General features: G+C 59.2%; 1 protein-coding gene. It reads left to right on the top strand.

All coding sequences use genetic code 11. The features are described from left to right. Positions 1 to 201, top strand: a 201-nt coding sequence (locus tag QN379_RS23625; protein ID WP_323507792.1) for a hypothetical protein, incomplete at both ends; no start/stop codon positions are given.

Below are 201 nucleotides of genomic sequence, written 5' to 3' on the forward strand. Positions count from 1 at the left end.
GCCGCCACCACACGAGAAGAACAGCGCGGTTTGCTGGATCAACTGCTGTCCGATTGGGCCGACACATCCGGCATGACGAAAACCCTGCAAGAGCGCGCTAGCAGTGCTTATACCGTGATCTGGAAATCGCTGGGCGGTCAGGTTATTACTGACGACGCCGCCGGTCGCGCCATCGTTGCCGCGTGGGAAAAGAAGCTGCAT

The sequence above is a fragment of the Glaciimonas sp. Gout2 genome (assembly GCF_035018905.1).
Lineage (GTDB): Bacteria > Pseudomonadota > Gammaproteobacteria > Burkholderiales > Burkholderiaceae_D > Glaciimonas.